Here is a 20,554-nt window from a genome sequence, read left to right on the forward strand (position 1 = left end):
TGATGGCGTTTCAGATAAGTCATTTAAGACCAACGACCGGCAAGCCGTGGTGCTCCCAGTTGTACAGTGAACCTTCATAAGAACGTATATCGGAGTCACCGATGATGCGATTCAGAATGAACCATGCTCCGGCCGCGTATTGTCCCGTGTTGCAGTAGACGATCGCATCCGCCTTTGTCCGGCTATCCATTTCTATATCAAGCGCAGCCAGTACATTCCTGTACTGTTCGGGCGTGAGGAAGTGCCATGAGCCGTCCTCCGCTCGTGTGTACATCACTTCGGCAGGCAGGGCGGTGGCACCCTGAATTCGACCGGGCAGCGTAACGACTGGACTGTGCGTGATGCCCACAAATTGATCCAGTGGCCGTGCGTCCAGCACCAGTCCGCCCCGGTCGAGTTGACGGCGGACATCCGCCGTGTGCGCAAGGATAGAGGCGCGAGCGGGCTTCGCGCGCCAATGACTGCCACTGGCGGGGAAAATGGTGTTTGTCGAAATCGGAAAACCCGCCGTGATCCAGGCATGAGTGCCGCCGTTGAGTAAAGCAATTTCGCTCGTCGGAACGCCATATACCGTCAACTCAAGTGCCAGCAGGGCGCCCTCTTGCAATGAGATGGCTGAATCGCCCGTCGGTGCAATGACAATCGGCTCGTTGGATTGCAGGCAGATGCTTTGCATCAGAGACTGGAACTCCGCTGGGGTCGGGAACTGGAAATCCAGACTCAAACCATCGACCCGGTGGGTATTTCGCAGTGCCAGGAAATCTACTGAAAGCGCGCTTGGAATGTGCCCACCCACACGCTTTAGGTGTTTCTGTCCATTTTGCGTATAAAAAATCGGTGGCGTGCTGAGGCTGTCTGGATCGTCGCGCACGTCGACGATTTGCACGTCTCGGCTGTGCGCATGCAGCCACTGTGCACAGACCACAGGCCCCGGCAACGTGAGCATTGCTGTGGCATGTGCTTGAGTCGCTGCACAGGACAGAAAACTGAAAAAACACCAGAATGCGAATTTTCCAAGGCAACGTTGTCGCATGATCCAGCCCTTGTTCATGAGCAGAGTTTCAATCTGAACCGCACAAAACCAGATCGCAAAGCAAATTTTTAGTGGTCGGTATCGAACCGCCAAATGTTAGAGAGCATTTATATTTGGCAAAGAGCCAGAGCCCCTGGAGTGTTTGCTCATTTGAGCTTCAATGGGTGAAGAGAGCCGTGAATAAAGCCATATTCGCATAATGGCTTTTTGGCCATGAGGCTGTTATTTCTGTTTCCCCGTTTTTATTTCCCGGGGTCGCTTATGAAAAGCAAGGCATTGGCCTCATGACTGATCAAACCCAGTCATCATCGCCACCGCCGAACAAGCCATCAAATAATCCGCCGCCCGAGTTGCCCTGATCAAATAATCCACTGTTATCCGATTGCATCGGGTCAATCGGGTCGGCCATGGGGTCATCGAATGCCGAGCCGTTATCGGCCATGCTGGCGTTATCCCAACCGCCAGAAGCCGTATCTGCGCTCATGTCGGCAGGCGATTCATACACGTTTTCAGTGAGGCTCGTTACGTCTTCCACGGGTTGGTTGCCTGCCAGTGCGCTGCCACCCAAGCCACCGCCCATCAGGTGTTCAATGCCCTGAAACAGCAAGGCGCCGCCGAGAACGCCGGTCGCGGTGGCCGCTGCCGTGCCGAGAAAAGAGCCACCACCGAATGGCGGTCGCGTGGTCGATGTGGCGGCCTGTGACGTGGTCGCGGCGACGGCTGCGGGCTCGGCCCGACCGATCGGTTGTCCGTAGGCGTTAGTTTGTGTGGGGCGACTATCCGCAGCGTAACCGATCGACCCACCAAGAAAGCTGCCGGAGGCTTTGGCTTGGATGGCCTTGAGCTCTGCTTGGGCGCGTTCCAGCGACATTTCCAGCAACAGGTGCCGCTGTACCAGCAAGTAGGCGGCATCCGGCGTGGCGGCCAGAGTGTCTCGAATCAGCTGGTCTGCTTCAGGATCTTTTGCTGCCGCTGCGCCGGGTGCGGCTTCTTTCAACTTGTTCAACAAATCGGTGAGTAACGTGTGTTCTTGTGCGTTCATAAGTGGCCTCTCGATGGGGGGGGCATAGCGCGTATTCATAGCTTGGATGGATCGCAACCGTTGAGGTTCCTCAGAACCGGTCAAGGAACCACTCACGAGTTAGTCGAGGATAATTTTCCCCAGCTGCAAAAGGGCGTGTCTGATAACTTTATGGGTGTGCAGCGTGGTCATGCCAAGCGCGCGCTGCGGACGCATCCCGGGTGATTTGCTCCATCAATGCCTCAAGAGAGCTGAATTTTTGTTCGTCGCGCAAGGGATGACAAAACGCCACTCGCACCATCTGGCCGTAGATATCCCGATCGAAATCAAATAAATGCACTTCCAGTCGCGCGTCTTGCCCATCGACCGTTGGGCGCGTGCCCACATTCGCCACGCCGTTAACGATAGCGCCATCGGGCAGCGTTGTTTTCACCGCGAAGACGCCCCTCAGTGGCGAGAGCCTGCGATGCAATGCCACATTCGCTGTGGGAAACCCGAGTTGCCGTCCTCGTTTGTCGCCATGGATGACTCGACCGCACAAGGTGAACGGCCGCCCAAGCAGGCGTGCCGCCCCAGCGACATCCCGTTCGGTCAGATGGCTTCGAATGCGGGTGGATGAAACGCGTTCGCCATCCAGCGCCCAGGTGGCGGCGGCCTGCACGGAAAAATCAAATCGCTGCCCGAGTTGTTCGAGCAGGGCGAAATCGCCTTGGCGGTTCTTCCCGAATCGAAAATCGTCGCCAATGACGATGCGGCGCGCGTGGAGTGCGTCAACCAGTACCTGTTCGACGAATGCCTCGGCGGTCGATTGGGCAAAGGCCGCATTGAACGGATGCACCAGTAACACGTCCACCACCCCAAGTTCGGCAATGAACGCTGCGCGCTCGCGAAGCCGCGTCAGGCGGGCCACCGGAGCATGGGGTGCGAAAAACTCGCGTGGCAGTGGTTCGAAGATTAATACGACAAGTGGCAGCCCGAATTCTCGGGCCTGATCGGCGGCCTGTCTGAGGACGGCTTGATGGCCCAGGTGCACGCCATCGAAATTACCCAGCGTCACCACGCAGCCATCCGGGAAGGCGGGCAAGGCACACAGACCGCGAATCAGTTGCATAAAACAGGCTCAGTTGGTGGATCGATCGAGCCGATGTTTTATCACAAAACGCGGGTGGCCGGATAAAATCGGATTTAGGCATCCACGAAAACCATCGCGAGGGGCTCGAGTGCATCGCAGCTGGGGTGTGGCGACTGATATATCAAATAATTAAGCGTCATGCAGCGAAATTGAAATTCATAGTAGAATCGCCCTAGTTTTAACTTTAGGAATCACTAAGTGAATAAAAAGTCAGATTTCGAAAAAGCATTAAAAGAGTTTGTTACGACCTTGCAAGGCTACATAAGCAGCGAGGATGGGCAATGGACTATAAAAGGCTTTGTAGATATGTATAAGAATATCTACACAATTTCGTCGGACACTAAAATTATTTCAAAAATACTTGAGATACACATTTTCCCAAAGTTGCTGGAGCTTTCAGAAAAGCATGGCTACAAAATAGTCCTTGCTGATCATCAGAACTACTATCCAGATATATCATTCGTTGATAATGACGATGATTCTGTCCGATTCGCTGTCGATTTTAAAACTACATATCGTCAGCCCAGTAAGCCTCATTTATGCAATGGTTTTACATTAGGGTCTCATGGTAAATATTTTGAGGACAGGACTAGCACAAAGAACATCCAGTTTCCCTATGGATCATATTCTGGGCACTACTGCTTAGGAATTATATATGACAGAGTGGATTCTCGTGATATAGATGAGACTAAAATATACAGTTTGGATTCATTAACATCTATTACATCGGTGGTTGGTAAATTTAGTTTTTTTGTTGCCGAGAAGTGGCGAATAGCCAGCGATAAGAGTGGGAGTGGAAATACGGCCAATATTGGCAGCATAAATAATATTGCTGATATTATCGAAGGTAAGGGGATGTTCTCCAATCTCGGAGAAGAGTGGTTTGACGATTATTGGATGAACTATAAAAAGATTACGGTTCCTGATGGTAAAGGAGGGACAAAAAAAATTACAAATCTCAAAGAATTTGTTGCTTATAGAAAAGGGGATGTATCTCTAATCGTGCCAAAACAAAATCGTACACCTGGAAAGTCGAAGTAATGAAGGTTTCAGTGCCGCCTATAAAATCGCAAGGAATTAAGACAAAGTTGGTTCCTTGGATAAAAAGCTTAGTTCCAGAAAAGTTCAGAGGCCGCTGGGTCGAGCCCTTCATGGGTACCGGTGTGGTTGCTTTCAATGTTGCTCCCGATAAAGCATTGATGTGCGATACAAATCCTCACCTGATTAACTTCTACTCTGCTATTAAGTCTGGAGCAATTACACCAGAAATAGTTCGAGGTTATCTTGTTAAAGAGGGCGCATTGCTTCAAGAGAAAGGTGGCGAGCATTATTACAGTATTAGGGAGCGTTTCAATGAGAGCCACAGCCCTTTGGATTTCCTTTTTTTAAATCGATCAGGTTTTAACGGGATGATTCGATTTAACCGAAAAGGCTGGTTTAATATTCCATTCTGTAAAAAACCAAACCGCTTTGCTCAGGCATATGTCACTAAAATTGTGAACCAGGTGTCAAGCGTTAGCAGGTTGATCGCCGCTAAAGATTTTGATTTTAAGTGTCAATCTTTTGATGAAACGATTTCAGAGGCAAAGACTGGCGATATTATCTACTGTGATCCACCTTATATAGATAGACATGCCGACTATTTTAATTCTTGGGATGAATCACATGAAATATCTCTTTTTAAAAATCTTTCTGAAGCGCGGTGTGATTTTATTCTATCAACATGGCACCATAACGACTACCGAAAGAATGAATACATAGAATCGCATTGGAACAATTTTAACATTCTAACTAAAGAACACTTTTATCATGTTGGTGGTAGTGAAAAAAATAGAAATCCAATGATAGAAGCAATAGTTACAACAATTGATACAAAGCTATATGAGTATCCAGAGGCTCCAAAGCAAGAACAGCTAACACTACTCGAGCCAAAGCTTCATTACAAAAGCGCATAACAAAATATCGCACTCGGATTAATTTTCCGCTGCGCTCCAAATTTACCGGTGAGTACAGCGACAGGCGAGCTAGCGAGCATCCCGCAAGGCGGCAATCGGGTCGCTGACTGCAGCCAGCTTCGCGTTCAGTAATTTTTTCGAAGTACCCCCTAATCAATCATGCCCGTAGCCAACGGAATGCGCCACCAGCGGATGCCTGCATTCCGGAAGTTCGCGCGCAAGTGGTCGATAATCCGGTTCGCTGTGGGTTCATCGGTAAACAGGCTCAGGCGGATGAGTGGGGCGGTGCCTTCGACCTGCTCCGCAACGCTCAAGCCATGGTGCGTATCGTTGTGTCCGCGTACATTGCTCACCAAAAAAAGGGGGTAATCGGCAAGCTCACTTAATTGATCGACGAGCTCGCCCTCAAGGGATTGCCTGGCGATGAGCGAGAGCATGAGGGCGTTGGGTATCATGCCTTGGCCTCCGGTAATGGTTGTTGCGCACGGCGCTGATCGGAAGATTGGCCGAACCGTTTATACAAAATCGGCAGCAGGATGAGCGTGAGCAGGGTAGAGGTCACCAGCCCACCGATGACCACAACGGCCAAGGGGCGCTGAATCTCCGAACCGGGGCCGGTGGCGAACAAGAGCGGCACCAAGCCCAAAGCGGCAATGGAAGCTGTCATCATGACGGGGCGCAATCGACGCAGCGCGCCTTGTCGAACCACCTGTTCGATGTCTAGGCCCTGTGCGGCCAGCTGGTTGAAATAGGAAACCAGCACCAAGCCGTTCAATACCGCAATGCCCAGCAGGGCGATAAACCCGACCGATGCGGGCACCGAAAGATATTCCCCGCTGATATACAGGGCGACCACACCGCCGATCAGGGCAAACGGGATGTTGGCAAACACCAGCGTGGCCTGACGAACGGAATTGAAGGTGGTGAACAGCAACACGAAAATCAGCCCCAGTGCGATGGGCACGACAATGGCGAGGCGTGCGGCGGCGCGTTGCTGGTTTTCGAACTGGCCGCCCCATTCCAGACGGTAGCCTGTCGGCATCTCCACCTTCTCGGCAATCTGGTTCTTGGCATCGGCAACGAAGTCGGTGAGCGCGCGCCCGGAGACATTGGCGCGCACCACGGCAAAGCGCGAGCCCATCTCCCGGGTAACGAAAACCGGGCCGGTGGTACGTTCGACGATGGCCAGATTCGAGAGCGGTTGCACGGTTCCGTTCGGCAGGGCGATGGGTAAAGAGCTCAGTTTCTGCGGTGCGTCGGTCAGTGCATCGGCCCGAATCAGAATCGGCGTTCTGGCCACACCTTCCTGCACGATGCCGGCCAGTTGGCCTTCGATCTGGGCGCGCAGGATGTCTTCCAGTTGATTGACGGACAGCCCGTTGCGTGCGGCAGCGGCCTGGTTCACGGCAATGTTGAGATACAACAAGCCTTCATTGTCGGTTGTGGCTACGTCCTGAGCGCCGGGAATCGCGCTGACGACGGATTTGATTTCGTTGCTCAGCGTATTGATTTCGGTCAAATCGCTGCCGAAAATTTTAATGGCCAGATCGCCGCGCGAACCGGTCAGCATTTCGGAGACCCGCATTTCGATCGGTTGGGTAAAACTGAAATTAAAGCCGGGCAGGGTGCTGATCACGGCACGAATTTTTTCGCGCACTTCATCGATGCTACTCGCCTGCCACTGATCCTTGGGTTTGAGGATGATGAAGGTGTCTGTGTCGTTCAGGCCCATCGGATCAAGGCCGAGTTCATCCGATCCCGAGCGACCTACGATTTGCGCAATTTCCGGCACCTTCGCCATCAGGGTTTTCTGAATATTGGTATTGAGCGCGATCGTGGTGCCGAGGTTGGTCGAAGGCAGATTTTCCACCTGCATGACGATGGTGCCTTCATCGAGACTCGGCATAAAGGTTTTACCGATCTGGGTGTACAGCAGGCCCGCCACCACAAGCCCCGCGATGGCCACCGCCACGACAGGCAACGGGCGTTTCAACGCGAAGTTGAGCGCCGGTTCGTAAATGCGATGCAGTTGACGCACAAGCCAGGGTTCGTGATCGGTCACCTTGCCGAGGATCAAGGATGCAATCACCGGAATCAGGGTAAGTGAGAGAACCAACGAGGCACCCAGCGCAAAGATAATGGTCAGCGCGACCGGCGAGAACAACTTGCCTTCCAGCCCTTGCAGCGACAGCAGCGGCAGGAACACGAGCATGATGATGAGAATGCCGGAAAACACGGGGGCGGCGACTTCACGCACCGAGCGATACACGATGTGCAGGCGCGGCAGATTGGGGTGTTTGTGCGCTTCGGCCAGATGCGCCACGGTGTTTTCGACCACGACGACGGCGGCATCCACCAGCATCCCGATGGCAATCGCCAGGCCACCTAGGCTCATCAGGTTCGCGCTCATGCCGAACTGCTTCATCAGGATGAAGGTGATGAGCGCGGCCATCGGCAAGGTGAGCGCGACCGTAACGGCAGCGCGCAGATTGCCCAGAAAAAGAATCAGAAGAATGAGCACCAGCACCACGGCTTCAAGCAGGGCCTTGCTGACGGTATGCACGGCTGCATTGACCAGATCGGCACGGTTGTAGAATACGTTGATCTTAAGATCGGGTGGCAGGCTCGGCTTGATTTCGGCCAGTCGCTGCTCGACACCCGCCACGACCGCGCGTGCATTGGCGCCGCGCAGAGTCAATACCAGACCTTCAACGGTTTCGCCCTTGCCACTGTGCGTCACGGCGCCCAGGCGGGTGATCGCGCCGATGCGCACCGTGGCGACATCACGCACATGAATCGGTTGGCCGTTATGTTGTGCGATGACGAGGTTGCCCAGATCATCCAGCGTCTTGATCCGCCCTTCGGAACGTACCAGCCAGGCTTCTTCGCCCACATCCAGCCTTCCGGCGCCGTCATTGCGGTTGTTCTGCTCGATGACCCGCATCAGATCATCCGTTGTCAGCTTCTGTGCTGCCAGTTGCGTCGGGTTCGGGATAACCTCGAACGTGCGAACAAAGCCGCCCAGAGAATTGACATCGGCAACGCCCTTGACCGCACGCAGCGCCGGGCGGATCACCCAATCGAGCAGATGCCGCCGCTCGGTCAGCGAGAGCGTGGGGCTTTGGAGCGTGAACATGAAGGCTTCGCCCAGTGGCGTCGTGATCGGCGCGACGCCGCCAGTCGTGCCGGCAGGTAAATCACCGCGGGCGGAAGACAAGGCTTCGTTCACCTGCTGCCGCGCCCAGTAAATATCGGTGCCTTCGGCAAAATCGAGCGTAATCACCGATATGCCGTACTTGGAGGTCGAACGCAGCATGGTCTGGTTCGGGATGCCCAGTAAGGATGTCTCCAGTGGCGCGGTAATGCGGGTTTCGACTTCCGTCGGCGTGACACCGGGGGCTTTGAGGATGATCTGTACCTGGGTTGGCGAAATATCCGGGTAGGCGTCGATTGGAATGGTGGAAAAGGCCATCCAGCCGAAACCAGCGACCAGTATCGCAGCCAGCAGCACCATGAGGCGTTGGGCGAGCGAGAAGGCAATGAGACGATTTAACATTATTCGCCACCCATGCCCATTCCCATGGACAGAGCCTTGAGCTGGCTGATGCCCGAGCTCACCACGCGATCACCCGGCTCAAACTGCCCCGTCACGAATGCCTGTCCGTCGGCTTCGCCCACGCGGGTAACGGGGATCGAGAAATAATTCTGGCCGCGTTGCACGAATACGTGGGTGTTGTCGTCAAGTTCGGTCAGTGCACTGATCGGCAGAGACGCCGCAGGTTTGGCTTGCTCGACCCACAGCGTGGCAGTCGAGACTTGACCCGGCCGGAGGGTCGCGCATGGCGCGTTCGGACGCGCGCGCAAGGTGATAAGTTGGTTGGTCGGATCGACTGCAAGATCCATCAGTTGAACGGAGGCGGATTCAGGGCAGCCGGCGATTTTGAGTTCGGCCTTTTGCCCGGCGGCGGGTGCTTTATTCGGTGAAATAGCCAGCAGCCACCACTGATCCTGGGTCGCGGTGATATCGAAGAGGGATTGTCCGGTCGTGACGCGTTCGCCCGGCATCACCATCCGTTGCGTGATCACACCGGTGATCGGTGCGCGCACGCCCAGATTGATACCGCCATTCTGCGCTGAGCTATCCGCGCCCGCCGCCTTGAGCCGCGCGCTGGCGGCTTTAAGTTCGGCTGATGCCATTTGCGCCTCGCCCCGAGTGGCTTCCAGCCTTTTTTTGGCAATCAGCCCGTCTTTAAACAGCGCGGTGTCGCGGTTCAGGTTTTGTTGTGCGAGCGTGACCTTGGCCTTGGCCATCTGCCATTGCGCCATGGCATCGCCGAGCTGGGCGCTGGCGATTTCAAACAGGATGTCACCTGCCTGCACCGCCTGCCCAACTTGCGGCAACGTGCCCATCACTTGGCCATCAGCCGGTGCCGAAACCTGCATGCTGGCTTGATTGCTGGATGCGGCACTGATGGTCACCATGCCTTGGGTTACGGGGACTTGTTTTGAAAATTCGATGGGCTGTGTTTTGACGTTCAGATTCGGCCGCATGGCATCAGGGATGGTGATCGCCGTAGGGCTTGATGCCTCAGCGGCGGCTAGGCTGTTCGTCGAGACGGTGGCCGATATGGCCAAGAGGGCCAAGGCGGTGGTGCGCATCAAGGTCAAGCTGGTGTGTTTGTGTTGGTTCATTGAGAATCCCGGTTTGCGGCGGGCATCAAGCCCAATGTTTGTTTCAGGCTGCTCTGGTCTGCCTGATAGGCGATATGCGCCAGGCGGGCTTGCAGGCGGGCATCGGCGGCTTCGCGCTCAAAATCGAGCAAGCGCGTCCAGTCGAGCTCGCCCAGTCGAAGTGCCTTTTGTTTGAGCGTTAAGGTCTTTTCTGACAGCGCGGCACGGCGGTCGAGTTGTGTCAGGCGTGAAGGCCAGGCGGCAATGCGTTGGCGCAGCGCCATGACTTCGCCAAGTATCTGCTGGGTGTTCTTGATCAGCGCGACCTGAGCCGTGGCTCGCTGCTGCGCCATCTCGGCTAGGGCTGGGTCGCGGTATTTCTGACCGCCGAACGGAATGCTCAAGGTCAGTTGCAGACTGTTGTCATAAGGTACGCCGCGGTCGCCGCGATCTCGCTTAACGCCCAAGCCGATTTCGGGGGTGCCAGCGCCTGCCGCGCGTTCAGCTTCGATGCGGGCCGTGCTCATGCCGACTTCGCTCGCCATCTGGCGCAGCAGTGGCTGCTGTGCGAGCAGGCCGTCAGGCGTGTTCAGTTCGGGATTGTTCAACAGGGCCTGTTCAGTCGGGGTGACTTGCCCCAGATCGAGCGGGAGTTGGCTAGTGCCGGTCAACTGTTGCCAACGGGTCTGGATGGTGTCCAGTTGCATCTGTGCGGCCGTAACTGCCTCCTGCACAGCCAGCGCTCGGCTTTCAACGCTCATCCGGTCGACTTCGGCCGCTTCGCCATGCTTGAGCTGCTTTGTGACAGCAGCGAGGTCGCGCTGCATGATCCGGTTGCGTTCCTTGGCTGTGGATAGTTCGACTTCTGCACGGCGCCAATCCCAAGCCATCTGGCGCAAATCGCCAAGCAGGATGAGGCGATTGGCTTCGGTGCGTGTCTTGGCGCTGAGCGCGGACTGCTCGGCAAGGGCGCGCCATGCATCAGACTGCCCAAAGCGGCGCAGTGGCAGGCGGACACCTATTTCCATTTCATTGGCACCGAAATCACTCATGAGGCGATCGCTGCGGTACAAGCCATCGACAACCGGAGCGCCTGCCAGAATGCCATTTGCCCGTGCCTGTTCCGACTCGAATCGAACTCTGTCCGCCTCGGTCACCAGATTCTGCTCTATGCGCTGTTCGGTTTGATTGATTAGTTGTGCCCAGGTCTTCTGAGCGGGCTCGGTTTGGGGTGGCGCGGCAGCCCAAGCAGTGCCGCTCAGTAGCGTTAAACTCAAATTGATGATCAGAGCCAAGCCCAAACCCTTTCTCCCTGGCGGAATGGACGGTGCGAATGAAACGCCGCTTTTGGCAGGCTGTGTGGATTTGATGAGGAAGGACATCCTCATGGCTGCTGTTTTTTTCATGGGTGTATTAAACGCGATGACTGTAGCGTGGGTGTTTCATGGATGTTTCAGTATGTAACGACTGGCCGGTGATGATTGACGCTCGTCGGCACAGAGGGGACACTCTGCCCTCCTGCCATCCATGGCAGATTTTAGATAATAGCAGGTAATTGCGTGATGACAGACACTATCCACGATTCGGCCATTTCGCCCAATGCGCCGCGCATTTTGGTGGTCGATGACGATCCCGGCATTCAGACGTTGCTCGGTCGGTATCTGCGTGAGCAGGGTTTCGACGTGCGTGTGGTGGGCAGTGGCGCTGAAATGGATATCGCGCTGGCTGCGGACCCGCGCGTAGATTTGCTTGTGCTGGATATCATGTTGCCCGGTGAAGATGGCCTGAGCATTGCCCGCCGGCTTGACCCAAAAACGCGGCCACCTGTCATTATGCTCTCGGCGCGAGGTGAGGATATCGACCGGATCGTCGGCCTTGAAATTGGTGCGGATGATTACGTGCCCAAGCCTTTTAATCCGCGTGAGTTGCTGGCAAGAATTCGTGCTGTTTTGCGTCGACAGCGCATGGAGCCTGATGCACGTGGCAAACAAGATGAGCGTATCCGTGTGGGTGATTTCGCCATCGATCCGCAGACGCGCCAAGCGTTCCTTTCTGACGGGGCGCTGGATCTCACGCATGGTGAGTGGCAGTTGTTACAGTTCTTCATGGAGCGACCGAACCGAGTCATCAACCGTGACCAGATCATGGATTACCTCAAAGGGTACGAGCGTTCGGCGTTCGATCGCAGTATCGATGTGCGCATTACCCGTCTGCGGCGCAAAATAGAAACCAATCCCACGGAACCGCGTTATCTCGTGACAATCTGGGGTGAGGGATATCTGTTCGCGCCATCGGGTCGCAGTCCGCGTTCGCCGGACGCCTCAACGGCTGTGGTGGGCGAGCGGACGTGATCCGAAAAAACCGCACGCCGCGTGTATGGAGTTTGTTCTCGACAACGGCGCTGACCCTAATAGCCAGCGTGAGCTTTATTCTCGTATTCGCCTTGAGCGCCGTAACCTGGTTTGCCATGGTGCCGATGGCCAAGCGTTCCGCCGATGATCTGGCGGCCTTGATCGTGCTCTCAGCGCAGACTTGGGTTGAGCTGCCCAAAGACGCCCAACCGCTTTTAGCCGCCGAGCTCAAGGATCAGCATGGCATTGAGATAGAAGAAATCCAGACACTGAGTCGGCAACATGGCACCGTATTGCCCTATGTGCGCTTTTTGCACGATGCGGTTGTTCGGCGCTTGAATGCGTGCCCGCCCAACACGAAAGACCCCGCAACGGGAGAGTGCGTGTACATGGGCATACTTCCCAATAATGCGGGTTATTGGTTGGAATTGCCGATGGCCGATGATGTTCTGCGCTTCGAGTTCTCACCGGATCGTGTGGGCTACCGCATTCCTTTTACGCTCGGCATCATCTTGATCGGCGGGATCGTGCTTACCCTTATTCTGGCGCTGTTTTTGACGCGTCGGCTCACGCGCCCGGTCAGCCAGCTTGCAGAGCAGGTCAGCCGAGGTTTGCCCGATGCGCCTCTCCCGTTGACCGGACCGCAGGAGACCCGAGTGCTCATTGATGCGGTTAATCGCCGATCTGCCGAAGTGGCGCGGCTACTAGAGAATAGAACCGTATTGCTGGCCGGGATCTCACATGATCTGCGCACACCGCTCACGCGTTTGAGCCTCGGTCTGGCGTTGACGCAAGACGATATCGAGCCGGCGCTGCAAGCCCAGATGCAGGCTGATATCGAACAGATGAATCGGTTGATCGCTGAGGTTTTGCACATTGCACGAGGAGTGAGTCAGGACAGCAGTGAGCCGATCCCGTTGTATCCGTGGTTGACACGATTTGCTGCCGAATGGGAACAAAGAGATACGGGAATTGCACTCATGGTGGACGAGGCTACCAAGATGTTAGAAATCGATGTTGCCACGGATAGCCTGCAACGGATTCTGGATAATCTGGTCGAAAATGCGCATCGTTATGGCCGCCCACCCATCATATTGCGTTCCGTGCAGACCGAGGATGCACAAATATTGTGCGTTGAGGACGAAGGGCAAGGATTGACCGTTGCGGAAATCGGTCGCCTGCGTGAGCCCTTCGCTCGCAAGGATGAGGCCCGATCCGGCGTAACCGGCTACGGATTGGGCCTGAGCTTGGCGCAGGCCTTGGCTCAAGCGCAGGGGTGGACGCTTGATTTGTACGCTCCGGGCGAGCACCCCTATACCCCTGATGGCCTCATGCCCAAAGGGTTGGTAGCATGTCTTCGCTTACCAAGAGCCGTCGCGCCTGTTCGTCCGCTTTCACCGAGAAACATATAAGTTAACGCTCCAAAATGCGTTTTCTGACCGCGCGAAGTAATGTGAGCGACTGGGCGAACCGTTTCTGTCTGGGATTTTCCGATCAGTCCGTTTTGCGGCTTTTGCACTAAAAAAGTACATAATTTTGGTGATCAAGTTTTATTTGTGCACTTATGGTGCGCCAACTCGGGTTGTGTCCGAGCTTTACAGTCCGTGTGCGTGATGCAATAACGCTTACTTATCAAAGTGTTATTGGGCTGTTTTTATCGAATTTTCTGTGTTTTGCTTTTAGGCATGATTCCTGCTTTTATTGCCAAGACACGCGTTTGGTTCGATGATGCGCACTGCATGGTCTGTCTCACACGCGCTTTGCATCTGCCTAATTTAGAAAACTGTCCCTTTGGAGGAATTCATGTCTGTAAGTCATGCGATGAAAATGATGGAAGAAAACGGCGTCAAGTTCGTCGATTTCCGCTTTACCGATACCCGTGGCAAGCAACAGCACGTCACATACCCCGCCGGGCGCGTGGATGAAGACAGCTTTGAATCCGGCATCATGTTTGATGGTTCGTCCATCGCTGGCTGGAAGGGTATCAATGCCTCAGACATGATTCTGATGCCCGATGCCGGCTCTGCGGTCATGGACCCGTTCTCCGAAGAATCCACCATGATTCTGATCTGCGATGTCATCGAGCCGGACACCATGCAGGGTTATACCCGCGATCCGCGTTCCGTTGCCAAGCGCGCCGAAGCCTATATCCAGGCTTCCGGTCTGGCGGACGTTGCCTATTTCGGTCCGGAAAATGAATTTTTCGTGTTCGACGACGTGCGCTGGGGCAACGAAATGTCCGGCTCTTTCGTCAAGATCGACTCCAAAGAAGCCGCTTGGAATACCGGTAAAGAATATGAAGATGGCAACATGGGCCACCGTCCCGGCGTGAAAGGCGGTTATTTCCCCGTTCCGCCCGTCGACTCACTGCATGACTTGCGTCAAACCATGTGTCTCGTGCTTGAAGATATGGGCCAGACCGTTGAAGTGCACCACCACGAAGTGGCTACGGCCGGTCAGTGCGAAATCGGAGTGGCGTTCAACACACTCGTCAAGAAAGCCGATGAAGTCCAGAACCTCAAGTACGTACTGCACAACGTCGCGCACAGCTATGGCAAAACCCTGACCTTCATGCCCAAGCCCATGTTCGGCGACAACGGTTCCGGGATGCACGTGCATCAGTCCATGGCCAAAGACGGCAAGAACCTGTTCTCTGGCGACAGCTATGCCGGCCTTTCAGAAATGGCGCTGTATTACATTGGCGGTATCATCAAGCACGCGCATGCGCTCAACGCATTCTGCAACCCGTCGACCAACAGCTACAAGCGTCTGGTACCCCACTACGAAGCACCTGTGAAGCTCGCTTACTCCGCGCGTAACCGCTCGGCGTCTATCCGGATTCCGTTCGTATCCAACCCGAAAGCACGCCGGATCGAACTGCGCTTCCCCGACTCTACTGCAAATCCGTACCTGGCATTCGCTGCCATGTTGATGGCGGGTATCGACGGGATTCAGAACAAGATTCACCCAGGTGAAGCGGCCAGCAAAAACCTGTACGATCTGCCGCCAGAAGAAGAGAAGAACATTCCGGAAGTGGCGTTCTCACTGGACGAAGCGCTGGATGCACTGGAGAAGGATCGCGAGTTCCTCAAGCGTGGTGATGTGTTCTCCGATGATCTGATCGATGCCTACCTTGAACTCAAGCGTGGCGAAGTCCAGCGCTTGCGCATGTTGCCGCATCCGGTCGAATTCGAGATGTACTACAGCCTCTAATCGCTAAGGAAAGCCGCTCAGATTTACTCTGAGTAGAACTAAAAAACCCCGGATATCCGGGGTTTTTTAGTTGTTGTCAAAAGATACGCAATCACGGGCTAGTGGAATAAAATATATATACATTTCATGGAGCTGCGCCAAAGGCTCTTGCAATAGGGGCTCGGGTGAATCGATTACGTCCGTCGGTTGAGCCAGCAAACCGACGCGTTCAGATACAGCGCGATCAAAAGCCAGATCAAATAAGGCACAAGCAACAGACCGGCCCAGGTATCGACCTGAACGAAAAGCCAGGTGTTTATACTGACGAGCGTGATTAAAACCAAAAGATCGATCAAGGCCAACCCGGTTCGGTGCAGCCCGAAAAACAACCACGACCACGCGGCATTAAAGACGAGTTGGGCGGCATAAATGATCAAACCCGCTGTGCGAAGATCAGACGGTTCGGCCAGCCACACCCATGCTGCGGCCACTGCCATCATCGCGTACAAACTAATCCAGACAACAGGAAAAACCCAGTTCGGCGGCAAGCCCACCGGCTTTTTAAGCTCGGCATACCATCGATCAGGCCGAAAACGCCCACCGCTGGCGGCCACCAGTATCACGAGTACAAAGCTAATGGCATAAACCAAAAAAGAAGACATGGGATTGATCCTTGTTTGTTTCCAGACATTGGGTTTATTTCGCTAGTGCAAGTAAAGCACAGCGACTGAGATAAAGGCATCTCAATAATTCCAAGGATTGGGTGTTTTGGGGCTCCCTGGGTTTGATCGCCCAAAAAAACGGCATGTAACCGGTTAAAGATACATGCCGCGAAGAAACTTAGAGTGCACAGGTGGCGCGTCAGATCGGTTCCGGTCGCCAGTCACCGTGGGCATGACGGCGATGCGGGATGCCGTTGTCATCGATATGCAGGATGTGCATCCAGCGGTTGTTGATTAACGCGTTCAGCATGTCGTGACCGGCAATAATTTTATCGATTTCTGCAATGGGCGCCTCAATGTACGCCGAGAGCCGCAGCGGTTCGTGCCGCCACTGTTCACCATCGTGCAGCGATTGCATGGCAAGACCAACTCGCAGGTCGCCGCCATTGCCTTCAATCACCCCGACGGTGCCGCCGACCACATTATGCAGCACTTTATTGCCCGCCCCTTGATGCAGATTATCGACCGTGGAGCCGTAGTATTGCAGGTTGATCCAGTTTGCGACGATCAAGGGCGCGGTCATGATGACGTTCAAAACGCCAAACTCCTTATCGTGTCGCCAATCGTAATCATGCAGGAAGGCGCGGCCGCCAAGATCCAACCCGCGCGTGCGCCAGCGGGGTGCGGCGATGAAGGCAGCATTGCCGGCTAGCCCCCATTCCGGCCGTACTTGCGACCAGTCTCGCCCTCGGAACGTGGCCTGTTTTTCGGCATCAACGGTATCGACTTGGGCCTCAAGCGTCACCAAACGCTCCAGACGAGTGAGCTCACCGGCTTGTTTGAGCGCCTGGGTCAAGGATGACAATTGATCACTCTCGATGCCTGATTGATCCAAATCCAGTAGTTCGATGTGGTCTGTGGTGGTGTCGTGCAGGGCGGCCACGAACCGGGTGTCACGCGGGATGGCAATACCCCGTTCGATCAGCCCCAGTCGCACGGCGGCCTCATTGAGCAACTGCACCGCGACGCGAGCATTCACATCGCCTGCCTGACCGGCGCAGGCACCGCAATCCAACCCCGCGCGATGCGGGTTGTTGGTGGTGGAGCTGCCGTGTCCGGCGAGCAGGACGATGGGCGCAAAGGTGTGCGTTAACCCCAGCCCGCGGAGTACTTTTTCGGCCAGATCGACTTTTTCCTGCGTCGATAGTGCGCCGCCATCGAGTTTGACCAATTGGGGATGCAAACGCGCACGCTCCTCAGGGGTAAGCCCGGGGGCATCAGGCGGCAGCGATGAGCGATGCCAACCCAGTGAATCGGCCAGCAAACGCGGCACGTAGCTCAAGCCTGCGGATTCGACAAAGGTGAAGCACGAGGCGGCGGAAAGTTTGAATTGCTTCCAGATGGCCCCTCGGCTTTGTCGGGCATGGCGATGTTGGGCAATGGCCGGATCGCCCGTCTCCTGCGCACGGTAGGCGGGGTTGATGAGCACCGGGTTTTGTAGCCGAGCCTCTGATTCGCCCATGCGGCAATAATCAATCGGCAGGCCGAAAAAACCGGCAAAACCGATGGTTTCGAGCCCCGGGCTGCTGGCTTCGAGGTGGCGGCGGAACACCTCGGAACGCACGTCAATGCAAAACGCGGCCTGAACAGTCGGGCGTTCGGCTTGCTGATCGGGTGCATCGGCAGGCTGGCGGTTCAAGCCGGCATTGATCCGGCGTCGAAACGCCTGCTCGGCGGCCGCCAGCAGGATTTCATCGATCCGGCTGGATTGAGCCTTAGTCGAAGCAGTAGCTGTCGCCGAAGGGCTTGCGACCAATTTGGCCGGATCAAACCAATCGTTTAGCTTCGCGCGCCATTGTTGCCGTCCAGCCGAGCTGGTTTCTTTGATCACCAAAGCAACCCAGACCAAGCGAATGATCAGCAAATCGCGTAAATCGTGTTGCGACTCGCCGTGCAAACCGGCTTGAAAGTGTAGATAGCGGCACCAGCTCGCCCAGCCACCGATGGTTTTTAATAAGGTGAACAGGTAGTCGGGCAGGCGACTTTCGGGCAGATTGATCTGGTCCAGCGCCCAGAACAATGCATCAATGGCATCGCTTGGGACGGCAAGCAAGTGTTGGCGAACCTGCTTTAAGCCGACGGCGCTGGCGCTGCGGTTAATCAAGGTGTAGCGGCGCCATTGGGCGAATAAACTGGCACTGGCTTCTTTGGGTAAGTGCCAGAGGGCTTGCCCGCGATCATAGTAGTTGGCCATGAACTGGCTGACTTGCTCGATGACAAATTCAGATACTGGCGGCGCGTCGCGGCGATCGAGCTCGTTTGTGACCAAAGGCAGCGCGGGTGCAGGTTGTCGATGGACGGCCAGTTGCTGCTTGATGGTATCAAGGCTAATTGATGGGTCCAGTTGCTGCGCCGCCTGCGCCAAATCGTCATCGGTGATTTCCCCTTGGGCGATCTTGTCGGCAAACCAGCCGTGATCCATAAATAGGGATTCGCCCACGGTTTGTTCCAGATACCGACCCACCGTATCAAAGGGTTGATCAATCAAACCAAGATAGGGGTTTACGGCGACAAACGAATCCAGTGGCCAGATGGGCGCGATGCGCAGGCAGGCTTTGTCAATCAGGTCAACAATGTGGTTTCGTTGCGCTTCGCTGCGTTGTAATGATGTCAGGGTCGTCATGGTCGAAATCCTCGGGTAAATGGTGTGTGCCTTTGTGGCAGGGATTTACGGCTCGATACCGGATGGGTTAGGCGGAATCACGGCGCAGGATTTTTTCGGTGCGCGGCCAACTTTCTCCGGCCAGAAACGGAAGGCCAAGCGTTCGACCCAGCGGTCGAGATACAGCCCGTTATTGAGGTGAACAAACAAGGCGAATTGTCGCTCCGGGCTCATCAAGGTTTTGCCGGGGCCTTGAAGCCAGGCAACAAACAGGAAGGTTATGATCGTGATCGCCATCAACAGCAGATCGAGCAGCGGCGCACGTTGCGGTGTCGCGGCCAGCGTGTCGGCAAAGCCTGTGATGAACACCTCATGCAGGAAGACATACACGCCGGTCATGGCGATTGCCGCGCCTGCGGCGACCAGAATTTCACGCCATGTGCCATGGCTCAATGCCTTGAGCATCAACTGAGCGGTCGCCAAGGCGATGATGGTCAGCACGGCGGGCAACATCGGCTCCTGATCGATCGATAAACCCATCGCCGCCGCGATACCGAGGGTGAACAAGCCGCTCACAATCACCGTGGTAAACCAGGCCACAACAGAGATTGGGCGGTTTTTGAGCACTTTGGCCTGACGCAGGTGATCGGTCATGCTGCCCGAGGACAAGAACGCATGGGCCTTGTAGAGCGAGTGGCCAACCAAGTGCAGCAAGGCCAAGCCAAACAACCCCAAACCCAGTTCGAGCATCATGAAGCCGAGCTGAGCGGCGGTAGACCAGGCCAGTGATGATTTGATCGCCGATTGGGTCAGCATGACCAACGAGCCGATAGCCAAGGTCATCAAACCAATCAGGGCCAGAAGCAACAGGGCGGTACCGTCGGCGGCCAATAATTCGCTGGTGCGCAGCACAATGATTGCCCCGCTGTAAACGACACCGGCGTGCATGAGCGCGGAAACCGGCGTGGGTGCTTCCATGACCTGAATCAGCCAGCCATGAAACGGAAATTGCGCGCTTTTAAGGATGGCGGCCAGCACGATCAGCCAAGCAGCCACGTGCAACGCAATGGATAGGTGGTCTTGCGCATGAACATAGGCGCTGATTTGGCTGAACTCCAAACTACCGATTTGATGACCGATCAAGACGGTGGCCGCGAGCAAAAGGGCGTCGGCAGTCCGGCTGAAAATTGATTTTTTATGTGTGGCCATGATCGCGCGCGGCCGATCGGCATAAAAAGAAAGCAGTCGATGCAAACCAAAACCGGTCGCAATGATGGCGAGGGTGAATAATCCCAAATTGCCTGATATGACGACCAACAGGAAAAATCCGCCGGTGACCGCCAGCAAGCGGAAAAAGCGGGCCTGCTGGGGATCACCATCGAGATACTGCACGCTGTAGCGGGCAATCACGCTAAGCACAAAACTAACCAGACTTGCCAGCACCAGAGTCAGGCCATTGACTTGAATTGAAAGCGCCAATAATCCCAATCCGGCAGGGAGGCTACCGGCACCGAGCATCAGATTCTGTTGCCTTGCAAATAGAAAACTGACGACAGCGAGCAGGGCCAGGCCAAAGGCCGCAAAACTGGTCCATTGAACCCGTTGCCGATAAGCGCGCGCATAAGCAGCACCTTGCTTGGGTTTGATTACAGCGGCCATAAGGAGCAGTGCGGGCATGGCCAGCAGGAGAAGACCGGTTGTGTGGCTGAACTCTATAGTCATCGTTTGATCCTCAACTAAGGTGTGTAAATCACCTTATGCACTGTCTTGCCATAAGACCAATTCAAGTTTAATGAAACACATATAGGGTTGAGGTTATGAGTTGTGGTTGATCGCAGCTTGTTTTATAGGGTTGGGTTTTTTAGTTAATAAAAC

At 55.2% G+C, this 20,554-nt stretch carries 15 protein-coding genes; 5 read left to right on the plus strand and 10 right to left on the minus strand.

The features are described from left to right. Positions 1 to 19: 19 nt before the first annotated feature. From HNEAP_RS00965 to ribF, 3 genes are all read right to left on the minus strand, one after another. Entirely contained in the window at positions 20 to 1,033 is a 1,014-nt protein-coding gene (locus HNEAP_RS00965) for a sulfurtransferase (protein ID WP_012823097.1), read from the minus strand. A 292-nt stretch (positions 1,034 to 1,325) separates the two neighbouring features. After that, a complete protein-coding gene (locus tag HNEAP_RS00970) occupies positions 1,326 to 2,075 on the minus strand; it encodes a DUF2076 domain-containing protein (RefSeq protein ID WP_012823098.1) in 750 nt (249 codons plus the stop codon). Between the two features lie 148 nt (positions 2,076 to 2,223). After that, positions 2,224 to 3,165, minus strand: coding sequence for a bifunctional riboflavin kinase/FAD synthetase (ribF, locus tag HNEAP_RS00975; RefSeq protein WP_012823099.1), 942 nt, complete (start codon positions 3,163 to 3,165; stop codon positions 2,224 to 2,226). 219 nt (positions 3,166 to 3,384) lie between these two features. Here ribF and HNEAP_RS00980 point away from each other — a divergent pair, with 219 nt between their 5' ends. Next, on the plus strand, positions 3,385 to 4,227 hold the full coding sequence (locus HNEAP_RS00980; RefSeq protein ID WP_012823100.1) for an EcoRV family type II restriction endonuclease: 843 nt from the start codon (positions 3,385 to 3,387) through the stop codon (positions 4,225 to 4,227). After that, positions 4,227 to 5,141, plus strand: coding sequence for a DNA adenine methylase (locus HNEAP_RS00985; protein ID WP_012823101.1), 915 nt, complete (start codon positions 4,227 to 4,229; stop codon positions 5,139 to 5,141). Before HNEAP_RS00980 ends, HNEAP_RS00985 begins: the two co-directional genes overlap by 1 nt. 149 nt (positions 5,142 to 5,290) lie before the next feature. Here HNEAP_RS00985 and HNEAP_RS00990 read toward each other — a convergent pair whose 3' ends face one another. From HNEAP_RS00990 to HNEAP_RS01005, 4 genes are read right to left on the minus strand one after another with little or no spacing between them, the layout of a single operon-like run. Beyond that, positions 5,291 to 5,596, minus strand: a complete 306-nt coding sequence (locus tag HNEAP_RS00990) for a DUF3240 family protein (RefSeq protein WP_012823102.1) — start codon at positions 5,594 to 5,596, stop codon at positions 5,291 to 5,293. After that, the gene (locus HNEAP_RS00995; RefSeq protein WP_012823103.1) at positions 5,593 to 8,697 is read right to left on the minus strand and encodes an efflux RND transporter permease subunit; all 3,105 of its coding nucleotides are present in this window, start codon (positions 8,695 to 8,697) and stop codon (positions 5,593 to 5,595) included. Before HNEAP_RS00995 ends, HNEAP_RS00990 begins: the two co-directional genes overlap by 4 nt. Further along, complete coding sequence (locus HNEAP_RS01000) at positions 8,697 to 9,833, minus strand: efflux RND transporter periplasmic adaptor subunit (RefSeq protein ID WP_012823104.1); 1,137 nt, start codon at positions 9,831 to 9,833, stop codon at positions 8,697 to 8,699. Before HNEAP_RS01000 ends, HNEAP_RS00995 begins: the two co-directional genes overlap by 1 nt. Further along, positions 9,830 to 11,194, minus strand: coding sequence for a TolC family protein (locus tag HNEAP_RS01005; RefSeq protein WP_012823105.1), 1,365 nt, complete (start codon positions 11,192 to 11,194; stop codon positions 9,830 to 9,832). Before HNEAP_RS01005 ends, HNEAP_RS01000 begins: the two co-directional genes overlap by 4 nt. Positions 11,195 to 11,374: 180 nt before the next feature. Between HNEAP_RS01005 and HNEAP_RS01010 the strand changes: the two genes are divergently transcribed. From HNEAP_RS01010 to glnA, 3 genes are all read left to right on the plus strand, one after another. After that, the gene (locus HNEAP_RS01010; RefSeq protein ID WP_012823106.1) at positions 11,375 to 12,163 is read left to right on the plus strand and encodes a response regulator; all 789 of its coding nucleotides are present in this window, start codon (positions 11,375 to 11,377) and stop codon (positions 12,161 to 12,163) included. Continuing rightward, the gene (locus HNEAP_RS01015) at positions 12,160 to 13,575 is read left to right on the plus strand and encodes an ATP-binding protein (protein ID WP_012823107.1); all 1,416 of its coding nucleotides are present in this window, start codon (positions 12,160 to 12,162) and stop codon (positions 13,573 to 13,575) included. Before HNEAP_RS01010 ends, HNEAP_RS01015 begins: the two co-directional genes overlap by 4 nt. Before the next feature lie 391 nt (positions 13,576 to 13,966). After that, on the plus strand, positions 13,967 to 15,376 hold the full coding sequence (gene glnA / locus HNEAP_RS01020) for a glutamate--ammonia ligase (protein WP_012823108.1): 1,410 nt from the start codon (positions 13,967 to 13,969) through the stop codon (positions 15,374 to 15,376). A 173-nt stretch (positions 15,377 to 15,549) separates the two neighbouring features. Here the strand turns inward: glnA and HNEAP_RS01025 are convergent, their stop codons facing one another. From HNEAP_RS01025 to HNEAP_RS01035, 3 genes are all read right to left on the minus strand, one after another. Further along, positions 15,550 to 16,017: a TspO/MBR family protein gene (locus HNEAP_RS01025; protein ID WP_012823109.1), complete on the minus strand. Its 468-nt coding sequence runs from the start codon at positions 16,015 to 16,017 to the stop codon at positions 15,550 to 15,552. Between the two features lie 199 nt (positions 16,018 to 16,216). Continuing rightward, positions 16,217 to 18,700, minus strand: a complete 2,484-nt coding sequence (locus tag HNEAP_RS01030) for a YbcC family protein (protein WP_012823110.1) — start codon at positions 18,698 to 18,700, stop codon at positions 16,217 to 16,219. Between the two features lie 45 nt (positions 18,701 to 18,745). Then, complete coding sequence (locus tag HNEAP_RS01035; RefSeq protein ID WP_012823111.1) at positions 18,746 to 20,401, minus strand: NADH-quinone oxidoreductase subunit L; 1,656 nt, start codon at positions 20,399 to 20,401, stop codon at positions 18,746 to 18,748. Between the last annotated feature and the right edge of the window lie 153 nt (positions 20,402 to 20,554).

It is taken from the genome of Halothiobacillus neapolitanus c2, from assembly GCF_000024765.1.
Classification (GTDB): domain Bacteria; phylum Pseudomonadota; class Gammaproteobacteria; order Halothiobacillales; family Halothiobacillaceae; genus Halothiobacillus; species Halothiobacillus neapolitanus.

Excerpts from the sequence above, each read along its gene's own strand:
- HNEAP_RS01035 (WP_012823111.1), bottom strand. The coding sequence starts at position 20,401 with ATGACTATAGAGTTCAGCCACACAACCGGTCTTCTCCTGCTGGCCATG.
- HNEAP_RS00995 (WP_012823103.1), bottom strand. The coding sequence starts at position 8,697 with ATGTTAAATCGTCTCATTGCCTTCTCGCTCGCCCAACGCCTCATGGTG.
- HNEAP_RS01005 (WP_012823105.1), bottom strand. The coding sequence starts at position 11,194 with ATGTCCTTCCTCATCAAATCCACACAGCCTGCCAAAAGCGGCGTTTCA.
- HNEAP_RS00990 (WP_012823102.1), bottom strand. The coding sequence starts at position 5,596 with ATGATACCCAACGCCCTCATGCTCTCGCTCATCGCCAGGCAATCCCTT.
- HNEAP_RS00985 (WP_012823101.1), top strand. The coding sequence starts at position 4,227 with ATGAAGGTTTCAGTGCCGCCTATAAAATCGCAAGGAATTAAGACAAAG.
- ribF (WP_012823099.1), bottom strand. The coding sequence starts at position 3,165 with ATGCAACTGATTCGCGGTCTGTGTGCCTTGCCCGCCTTCCCGGATGGC.
- HNEAP_RS00970 (WP_012823098.1), bottom strand. The coding sequence starts at position 2,075 with ATGAACGCACAAGAACACACGTTACTCACCGATTTGTTGAACAAGTTG.
- HNEAP_RS00965 (WP_012823097.1), bottom strand. The coding sequence starts at position 1,033 with ATGCGACAACGTTGCCTTGGAAAATTCGCATTCTGGTGTTTTTTCAGT.
- HNEAP_RS01030 (WP_012823110.1), bottom strand. The coding sequence starts at position 18,700 with ATGACGACCCTGACATCATTACAACGCAGCGAAGCGCAACGAAACCAC.
- HNEAP_RS01010 (WP_012823106.1), top strand. The coding sequence starts at position 11,375 with ATGACAGACACTATCCACGATTCGGCCATTTCGCCCAATGCGCCGCGC.
- HNEAP_RS01025 (WP_012823109.1), bottom strand. The coding sequence starts at position 16,017 with ATGTCTTCTTTTTTGGTTTATGCCATTAGCTTTGTACTCGTGATACTG.
- HNEAP_RS01000 (WP_012823104.1), bottom strand. The coding sequence starts at position 9,833 with ATGAACCAACACAAACACACCAGCTTGACCTTGATGCGCACCACCGCC.
- glnA (WP_012823108.1), top strand. The coding sequence starts at position 13,967 with ATGTCTGTAAGTCATGCGATGAAAATGATGGAAGAAAACGGCGTCAAG.